The sequence below is a fragment of the Roseiarcus sp. genome, from assembly GCF_052145395.1.
Lineage (GTDB): Bacteria > Pseudomonadota > Alphaproteobacteria > Rhizobiales > Beijerinckiaceae > Roseiarcus.
This window is the reverse complement of record NZ_JBKQOT010000571.1, coordinates 1-9,177: the sequence shown is the minus strand read 5'-3', so window position 1 is coordinate 9,177 and position 9,177 is coordinate 1. Positions and strand designations below refer to the sequence as shown.

Annotated in this window: 8 protein-coding genes; 7 read left to right on the top strand and 1 reads right to left on the bottom strand. The window is 64.4% G+C overall.

Translation table 11 applies throughout. The features are described 5' to 3' along the window. Positions 1–251: hypothetical protein (locus ACLP25_RS19660; RefSeq protein WP_442470847.1), on the top strand; the 251-nt coding region annotated here is incomplete at its 5' end. Positions 252–436: 185 nt separating this feature from the next. On the opposite strand, the gene ACLP25_RS19655 is transcribed toward ACLP25_RS19660, so the two are convergent. Further along, positions 437–1,861, bottom strand: a complete 1,425-nt coding sequence (locus ACLP25_RS19655) for a carbohydrate porin (protein ID WP_442470846.1) — start codon at positions 1,859–1,861, stop codon at positions 437–439. Positions 1,862–2,182: 321 nt separating this feature from the next. Between ACLP25_RS19655 and ACLP25_RS19650 the strand changes: the two genes are divergently transcribed. The 6 genes from ACLP25_RS19650 to ACLP25_RS19625 form a co-directional block, all read left to right on the top strand. Next, positions 2,183–2,740, top strand: coding sequence for a fasciclin domain-containing protein (locus ACLP25_RS19650; RefSeq protein WP_442470845.1), 558 nt, complete (start codon positions 2,183–2,185; stop codon positions 2,738–2,740). Positions 2,741–2,798: 58 nt separating this feature from the next. Then, positions 2,799–3,380: a sigma-70 family RNA polymerase sigma factor gene (locus tag ACLP25_RS19645; RefSeq protein ID WP_442470844.1), complete on the top strand. Its 582-nt coding sequence runs from the start codon at positions 2,799–2,801 to the stop codon at positions 3,378–3,380. Next, positions 3,377–4,096: an anti-sigma factor gene (locus tag ACLP25_RS19640; protein ID WP_442470843.1), complete on the top strand. Its 720-nt coding sequence runs from the start codon at positions 3,377–3,379 to the stop codon at positions 4,094–4,096. Before ACLP25_RS19645 ends, ACLP25_RS19640 begins: the two co-directional genes overlap by 4 nt. Positions 4,097–4,753: 657 nt before the next feature. After that, positions 4,754–4,912 (top strand): hypothetical protein, encoded by a 159-nt coding sequence (locus tag ACLP25_RS19635; protein ID WP_442470842.1) that lies wholly within the window; start codon positions 4,754–4,756, stop codon positions 4,910–4,912. Positions 4,913–5,060: 148 nt separating this feature from the next. Then, positions 5,061–6,800 carry an oleate hydratase gene (locus tag ACLP25_RS19630; RefSeq protein ID WP_442470841.1) on the top strand — a complete coding sequence of 580 codons (1,740 nt, stop codon included), beginning with the start codon at positions 5,061–5,063 and terminating at the stop codon, positions 6,798–6,800. Positions 6,801–6,975: 175 nt separating this feature from the next. After that, positions 6,976–9,177 (top strand): AAA family ATPase (locus ACLP25_RS19625; protein WP_442470840.1); only part of this gene is annotated, 2,202 nt, incomplete at its 3' end.

Genomic DNA, 9,177 nt, shown 5'->3' with positions numbered 1-9,177 from the left:
CGGCAAACCCTGGCGCCGGCGGCGAATGGGACGTCGTCGACCAGGACCGCAACGACGAGACTGTGGCGCGCTGCTCGGACGCCCACGGCGCAAAGCTGATCGCAGCTTTGATGAACGGCGACGTGTCGCAACTGGCGAGCGCGAGCCCGGAAGCGCTGGCGCTCTGCCATGTCGCGATCGGCCGCGCGCTGCGCGTCCGCATGTCCTACGGCCGGCCCGCTGTTGCCGGCGAGGCGTTCGCGCAGTTTTAGCGCTGGCGGACGGGCGCCGTTCCTTGCAGGTTCCGGGTCGCCGCGCCCTGGAGTGAGACCCTGCGCATGCCGGGCAAAACGAGAGGCGCCGTTCAAGGGCGCGCGCTTGGCGTGATTTGGGCCGCCGCTTTCACGCTGTCGCCGCTGGTCGCCGCACGCGACCACGTCGGCCTTCGGCCGGTCGATCAGAAATCGACCGTCGTTCGAATGCCCAGCACAAATGCATTGCGATCGGTCGGGGTCGTATACCCACCCGGACAGATGACGTATTGCGCGTCGAATTTTAAATTCATCCAGCCCGTCGCCTGCCATCCATACCAGGCTTCCGTGGCATACTCGTTGTGCTGCACATAGCCGGGGCCGACCCCGAGGCTGTTGGCCTCGGCCTGCGCATTGGCAATATTTGGATTGACGTGCGTCGTGCCGACGGTGACGCCAAATCCATCCTTGGGCCGTGCCCCAACACCCTGTTGGAAGAGCCCGAGCGCGACCTGATAGTCCTCGGCGGACGTACGCCGATCGGCGTAGGTGGCGTTGAAAAAGGCGTAGAGGCCGTTCCTAGGGTCGGCGTTCGCGGAATCATGGGTCAGTTGCTGCTGCAACTCCGTCGAAAAGCCATATCGACCATGGCCCGGGAGTCCGGGCAGTCCCGAAACCAATATCGGCTCGCCGTTCAGACTGGTGGCGACGTTGGGGGCCGCCGAACTGTTGGTCCAGCCGCCGACCTTGTATTCGCCCATGAGGGCGCCGAATTTCGGGGTCCAGCCGAGTTCGACGGGAACGATCGCGCCCTGGGAGTCGGCGGGTACGCTCGGCAAGAGGGCGATGTTGGGCGACGTGTCGAGATAGGCGGGATTCGAATCGTAGACAGCGGCCTTGAGGTAGACGTCGGAGGGGAGATTCAGCTTGCCGACGGCCGCCCACTGGCTGACCGGCCAGTTGTAAATATAGTTGCCGACGATGTTGCCGGGCGGCGCGCCGCAGAAGGTCAGGTTGATGAAATCGCAGGAAAAAGAGAAAAACTCGTCGCCGAACGCCAGACGGCCGAGGGTGATTTCCAGCCGGTCGTCGAACAGATGTTGTTTGTATTTAAATTCCTCCAGCCGAACGATGTTGCCGCGCCCGTAGACTTCGTTGATCAACTGCAGGGCCGGGATGCCGGCGTCTGCGGCGAAGTTCCGGCCCCAGCGATCCACCAGCGTCACTCCGAACGAACCGCCCTCGAGACCGATGATCTTTTGCAGGTCGAACCTGACCTGCAAAGCAACCTGCCCAGCCTCTTGGACCGTCCGCTGTAGGCCGCCGGAGAGATTCGCGAGCGCCTCATCCACGCCCTGTATGTTCAAATCGACGCCAAGGTCGTGGAGACGAGGGCGGAGGCCGCCCAAATCGCCAAAGAAATGCGTCTGGGTCCAGGTGTTCCAGTAATCTTGAGTCGGCGCGAAGAAGGGGGCGGGCGTAAGGATCGGAAGCGCGAGTTCGTCTGCGGAGGCGCTGGGAGACAGAGCGGCAAACAGGCCGGCCGCCGCCAGGGACGCCGAGAGGGCGCTCGGCCGCGGGCGCGGGCGTGACGATGCCGTCCGCCGGGACGAGCAACTGACGAGCGCCATGTTTGCCTCCCCGTGACGTCGGCGGTCCTTGCACGCTCTTTTCGGGCGGCGAATCACGCGACTTAGAGAACAATGGCGTTCTGCGCTGAACGCAAGACTTGAATGCAATAACGGCTCTGCGCCTCGGCCCGAGGCTCCGACCGACCCTATTCGATATTCGCCATCGGAGCTTTCCGGACTTTCAACAGCGGAAGACGGCGATCGGGCGCGGCTCGGGGCCGCAGTTTTTTCCGTCGCCGGCTGAAACCTGCCGCCCGGCTCTCCGTAACGGTTCTGTCCCGATCGTGAACCCGGTCGGCCGAAACAAGTAAGGAGACGCGCATGAACGCCAGGATTCCGCTTCTCGCCGCCGCGCTCGCCGCCGGCGTCGCCTTCATCGCCCCCGCCCTCGCCGAGATGACCACGATGGTCGGCGGCGCGCCCATGTATCCCAGCAGGAACATCGTCGAGAACGCAGTCCACTCGAAGGATCACACCACCCTCGTCGCCGCGGTCAAGGCGGCGGGCCTCGTCGACACCCTCGCAGGGGCGGGGCCCTTCACTGTGTTCGCGCCGACCAACGAGGCCTTCGCCCGCCTGCCCGCCGGCACGGTCGAGACTCTTCTGAAACCCGAGAACAAGGCGCAGCTCACCTCCGTCCTCACCTATCACGTCGTCCCCGGCCGGATGACCGCGGCGGACATCGACGCCTTGATCAAGCAAGGCGGCGGCAAGGCCATGCTGAAGACGGTCGAGGGCGAGGACCTGACCTTCGAGCATAGGGACGGCCATCTCTGGGTGATCGACGCCAAGGGCGACAAGGCCGAGGTGACGATCCCGAACGTGATGCAGTCGAACGGCGTCATCCAGGTCATCAACAAGGTGCTGTTGCCGGGCTGAGCGGCAGTTCTGGGGCGGGCGCGTTTGATTGGCGCGCGCCACCGCATAAGATCGTTGCATGACTTTAGGGGCCAACGCGCCGGGCGGGGATTGGACGGCCGGAGAGAGCAATCTCTCCGGCCTCATCCGTCGCGTGGCCGCCGGCGACGAGGCGGCGTTCGCGGCGCTCTACCGGGCGACCAGCGGCAGGCTCAACGGCGTCGTCGCGCGAATCCTGCCGGCCAAGGACATGGCCGCCGAGGCGCTTCAGGACGCTTACGTCCGCATCTGGCAAAGGGCCGGCGATTTCGATCCGGCCAAGGGCTCGCCGCTCGGCTGGATGGCGACGATCGCGCGCAACCGAGCGCTCGACGAGGCGCGCCGGGTCCGCCCGGTCTCGCTCGAAGATTTGCCCCAAAACTTCGAGCCGGAGGCCGACACGGTCGATCCGCTCGCGGCGCGCGAGAAATCCGAGGGCCTCGCAGCGCTCATCGCCTGCCTCGAGGCGCTCGACGAAGAGAAGCGCGCCATTCTGATGCTGGCCTATTACCGCGGCGCGAGCCGGGAGGCGCTCGCCAAGCGGTTCGGCAGGCCTGTGCCGACGATCAAGACCTGGCTGCATCGCAGCCTCACGCAACTTAGGATGTGTCTTGGGTCATGACGCCTGACGACGACCTGGCCGCCGCCGAATACGCGCTCGGGACGCTCTCGCCGGCCGAGCGCGCGGTCATCGCCGCGCGCCGGCTTCGCGAGCCCGATCTCGACGCGGCGATCCGCGGCTGGGAGCTGCGCCTTCAGCCGCTCGTCGAAGCGGCGCCGCCGATCGAGCCGGCCGACGATTTCTGGCCGGCGATCCAGGCGCGCATCCGTGCGGCGGCCCCCGCGGCGGCCGAGACCGCCCCAACGCCTGAGAGCCTGATCGCCGATTGGCGCCGGCGCGCGTCGCGCTGGCGCCTCGCCGCGATCGCCGCCTCCTGCCTCGCCGCCCTTCTGGCGGTGGGGCTCGCCGTCCGCGAAACGCAGCGGCCGGCGGGCCCGCGCGAATATGTGGCGATCCTGCAGAAGGACGCGGCTTCCCCCGCGTTCGAGGTGACGGTCGACCTCGATCGCCAGGAATTCTCCGTCCGCCCTGTCGCGGTCGCGGCGCGGCCCGGAAAATCCTACGAGCTGTGGATCATCGACCCGCGGCTCGGGCCGCCGCGGTCGCTGGGCGTGATCGACGAAGCCCGTCGGCGGGCGAGCCTTGCCGCTTACGATCGGACGGTCGTCGAGGACGCGACCTACGCCGTCACCGTGGAGCCGCCCGGCGGCTCGCCCGACGGCAAACCGTCCGGTCCGCCGGTCTTCGTCGGGAAGCTGATCCCGGTCGGGCCGTAGCAGCGGGTCGGCGGGTCGCAAGGGGCGGCGACTGACACTCGCGAGCTAGCGCGGCGCTTCGCGTTTCGGACGCTCCGCGACTCATGCCCGAGCGGGAGCGCAACGGGCGCGGGCCAGTCTGGTCCAACGGTCGACCGGCTCCGGGATGGAGATCTCGTATGGCCGCGGGCGAAAGACGAAGTTGTCCCGTATGTTATCCATCCTGGCGGGAACGTCACCGAAGACAAGCGAGCCTGGGAGTCGCGAAAAGAACCGTTCTTCCGGCAGCTGAAAGAAGCGCCAACCTTTTTCTCTGAAGAGCAGTTGAAACGACTTCGGCATCTCACTTACGAAGATTTTCGGAAAGCCTGTGACACGGCGCCCAACCCGGCCGGACCGAGCAACTTGGCTCTCCGGGTGCAGGTCGCCGTGGGACATGCGACAATTGTGGAAATAAGGGACGGAGGGCGTGCGAACGTCATCGAGGCCGTGTGGGGAGACATCGGCCGAGTGCGCCGCATCGCCTATACGGATTGGTCGGTTTTCTATTCAGAAGATCTGGTCTGGCTGGGCAGGGTTTCAGGTTGCGATTCGTGTGCGCGGTCGCGAGTGAGCGGCGAGTGAGCGGCTAGGCATCCAAGTCTATCGGGCGGCCTTACGATTTCTGGAACTTGGATCTTGCCGACACGTCAGCTTTTTATTGCTCGAAATTGGTTTGGCTGGCCATTTGGGATGGCCTTGGATTCGCTATTGATGGCGATAGGAATGGCCAAACGCGCATTTTGGTTTTCACCAAAGCAATTGATCAATGAACCCGGAATCGAACTGATCGCCTGAGTTCGGCGACGGTGGCTCCACCGAAACGCTCGCCGGCGGGAAACGGCGGCTCAAAGCAGAATTCACATGCAGAATTGCGCTACCGCAATGCCTTGCGGCTTAAAGCGTGGCTTCATTCGTGTCCGATGAAGCAGAAAGGAGTTAGGCCATGAATTGCGCAAACAATGTATACATCGTCGGTTCGGGAATCGCCTCGCTCGCCGCCGCCGTCTATCTGATCAGGTACAAGATCGTCCCGCCGGGGCGCGTGACGATCTTCGAATCTGAAATGGACTATGGCGGCGCCATGGGCGCCGCAATGGTCGATGTCCCGTTCTCGCCCGACTATCCGCGGCGTCCGACGAGCGCGTATGTGCTTCCTGCGACCCGGCTTCTGGAGGAACATTATTCCTGCGCTCTCAATCTATTCGAGTGCTTTCCCTGCGTGAGCGATACGTCGAAAACCATCGCTAAGGACGTCATCGACTTCAACACGGACTGCCCCTACGACGACAAAGCCCGCATACTGAATTCGGCGCGAGAAGTCGTGAACGATCCAAGCATGGGCGTGAGCGTTACCGACCGCGAAAGGGCGATCGACTTGCTCTTGTTCGAGGATGAAGCATCATGCGACGGGAGGGCAATCGACGATCCAAAGTTTGGCTTCTCGGATCAATTCTTTGAATCGCAATTCTTTCTCTCTTGGTCAACGATGATGGGCCCGCTGCGCAAGCACAGCGCGATCGAGTTCAGGCGGTATTTCGAAAGATTTCTCCACGTCTTGCCACACGTCGATACGATGGCGAATGTCTGGCGTATGAGATTGAACCAGGACGATGGGGTCGCCCGTCCCATTCTGGCTTGGCTCCGGGGCAAAGGGGTTGACGCCGATGGAAATATGCTTGCGGAAGGTGTGAAGTTCCGCGCCAATATGGTGGTCAAGGCAGTGAATTTTGCGCCGGATGGGGGCGGGATTCGGGCTGAAAGCCTCACGTTCGCGGCTGCGGCCGATTCGGCTTCCCCTGACGGCACCGAGCGGACCATCACGCTCGGGGAAAAGGATTATGTCTTCGTCACTCTGGGCTCCCAGGTCGCCAACCTGAGCGTGGGGTCGATGGACCTGCCTCCCCCAACCGTGAGTGAGCCCGAGAAAGCCTGGGCCTTGTGGACCCAGATCAAAGAGGACGCCGCGCGCCGCGGCCGTGACGACTTCGGGGATCCGGAGCCTTTCTTCAACCCCCCGGAATTCAAAGACGACCCTTTCCTGTCGACATGGGTGACGTTCACGGTCACGTCGACCAAGCCGACGTTCCTCGACCGATTGAGCGGCCTTACGGGAAACAAGCCGTGGCAACAGGGCATCGTCACTTTGGCCGACTCGCCCTGGTTGCTTTCGGTCGCGCCCTTCCCGAAACCGCATTTCTATTGCCAACCGGAAGACATTTGGGCGTGGTGGGGATTCAGCTTGTGTCACGACAAGTCGCAAAGGAAACTGGATCAGCCGGGCAAATATGTCCTAAAGCCAGTGACAAAGTGCAGCGGCTCCGAGATCCTCGAAGAAACCATCAGGCAGTTCGGGTTCGACACCGACCTTGCCGACATTCTTGGCTCGTCCGTTTGCATCCCCTGCCTGCTTCCGCACGCAGGCAGCGTGTGGCTGAGGCGGTGGCAAGCGAATCGTCCCAAAGTCGTCCCGGACGGGGGCAGGAACTTCGCCTTCCTGGGCCAGTTTTGCGAAATCCCCGAAGATACCATGTTCACCATGGAGTATTCGGTTCGCTCGGCGCAGGTGGCGATCGAGCGCCTGTTCGGCGGCCCGAGCCCTCCGGCCGTCTATCAGGGTCAGACCGATCCGGTCGCGATCGCGGCCGCTTTTTCGAGGTTTGTCCTGAATTGCCCGATACATTGAGGGGCAGAAACGGTCATCCGCCGATCCGCTGGGGGCGGGCGAGACCGCACAGAATGGATATCGGCCGGCGTTGTCTGGGTCTTCGCCCCGGCCTCATGGCCTCAGCGGCAAATGGTCCCGTAGACAGGCGGTTTCCGGCCAACCATCATGGCGTTGTCTTGTTTGGAAAGCGGCTATGGAGATCGGCGATTGGCTCCGCGGGCTCGGTCTCAGTCAGTACGAGGCTGCATTTCGCGAGAATTCCATCGACCTGGAGATTCTTCGAAAGCTGACGTCGGAAGACATCAAGGACCTTGGCGTCGCCTCGGTGGGGCATCGCCGCAGGCTGCTGGCCGCGATTGAAGCGTTGTCGAGCACAGGCCTCGCGACATTGGCGGTCGCGGGGTCGGCGGCAGGGATCGCAGAAGCGACCTCCGCCGAGCGCCGTCATCTCACCGTGATGATTGTCGATCTCGTCGGCTCGACCGTGCTTGCCGCGCGGCTCGATCCCGAGGACATGCGAGACGTCCTCGCAGCCTATCACACATGCTGCGCCGGCCTCATCGCCTCCAACGGCGGCTTCGTCGCCAAACACATGGGCGACGGCGTGCTCGCCTACTTCGGCTATCCGCAGGCTCACGAACAGGACGCCGAGAACGCGGTGCGCGCGGCGCTCGCGATCGTCGCCGCCGCGCCCAAGCTGAATACGGCGGCAGGCGCCCCGCTGCACGCGCGGGTCGGCGTCGCGACGGGGAACGTGGTGGTCGGCGATCTTCTGGGGTCCGGAGAGGCGCAGGAGCGCGGCGTCGTCGGCGACACGCCGAACCTCGCGGCGCGGCTGCAGGGGATTGCCGAGCCCGACGGCGTGGTCATCGACGAGGGCACGAGAGAGCTTCTCGGCAATCTCTTCGAGCTTCAGGATCTGGGAACCAGGGAGGGGGATCGCGAGACCCGCGCGGGCCTGGGCGGCGCTGGGAGAGAACCCGGTCGCCAACCACTCGAGGCGCTGCACGGAACGGCCCTCACGCCGCTCGTCGGGCGGGAAGAAGAATGCGAATTGCTGCTCCGGCGGTGGGCGCGGGCGAAGGATGGAGAAGGACAAGTCGTCCTGCTTTCCGGCGAGGCCGGGATCGGGAAGTCGCGACTTGCCGTCTCGCTCGTCGAACGCCTCGCCGGCGAACCGCTGACTCTGCCGCGCTATTTCTGCTCTCCGCAGCACACCGACGACGCGCTCTTTCCGATCATCGGCGAGATGGAGCGCGCCGCGAGGTTCGCGCGCGACGACACCCTGCAAGCGAAGCTCGACAAGCTCGACGCGCTTCTCAAGTCCATGTCGACCCCGGCCGAGGACGCTGCGCTGTTCGCCGAGATGCTGTCCTTGAAGCCCGATGGACGCTACCCGGCGATCGACCTTGCGCCGCCGCTGCGCCGGCAAAGAACGCTGCAGGCGCTCGTGGCGCAGATTGAGGCTCTAACGCGCGCCCGTCCGGTGCTGATCATCTTCGAGGATGCGCACTGGTCGGACCCCACGAGCCTCGAAGCGCTCAGCCGCGTCGTGGACCGCATCCGAAGCCTTCGCGCGCTCATGATCGTGACCTTCCGGCCGGAGTTCGAGGCGCCCTGGATCGGGCAGTCCCACGTCACGACGCTCATCCTCAATCGGCTGGCCGAGCGCGACATCGGCGTCATGATCGGCGCCGTCGCCGGCGTGAGGCCGCTGCCGGCGACCATCCGGCGGGACATCGTCGAGCGCAGCGACGGCGTGCCCTTGTTCGTCGAGGAGATGACGAAAGCGGTGCTGGAGACGGAAGGCGGGGGCAAAGCGGAGGGGAACCGATCCCTGACAGTTCCCGCGACCTTGCAGGCCTCGTTGATGGCGCGGCTCGATCGGCTGGGCCCCGCCAAGGAGGTGGCGCAGGTCGCCGCTGCGATCGGCCGTGAATCCTCTCATTCATTGCTGGTTTTGGTGGCGAACCTAGCGGAACCGGACTTGAACGTGGCGCTTGATCATCTCGTTCGGGCCGGTTTGCTGTCCAGGCGGGGCATCCCGCCGGACGCGACCTATTTGTTTAAGCACGCCCTACTGCAGGATCTGGCTCACGGAGCCCTGCTGCGCGAGCCACGGCGCGTATTGCATCTGCGGATCGCGCAAGCTTTAGAGGCTCATTTCCCCGACGTCGTCCAATCCCAGCCGCAAGTGTTAGCGCGCCACTGCGCTGAGGCGGGATTGTTTGAGAAAGCTGCTACGCTCTGGGGAAGAGCCGGACGGACGTCAATGGAGCGTTCAGCGGTGGTGGAGGCGGAATTTCAATTTTCGCAAGCGCTCGCCCAGATCGCCGAGTTGCCGAGCTCGGCAGCGCTTCGCCGCGAACAAATCAGACTCCAAGCGGGACTGATC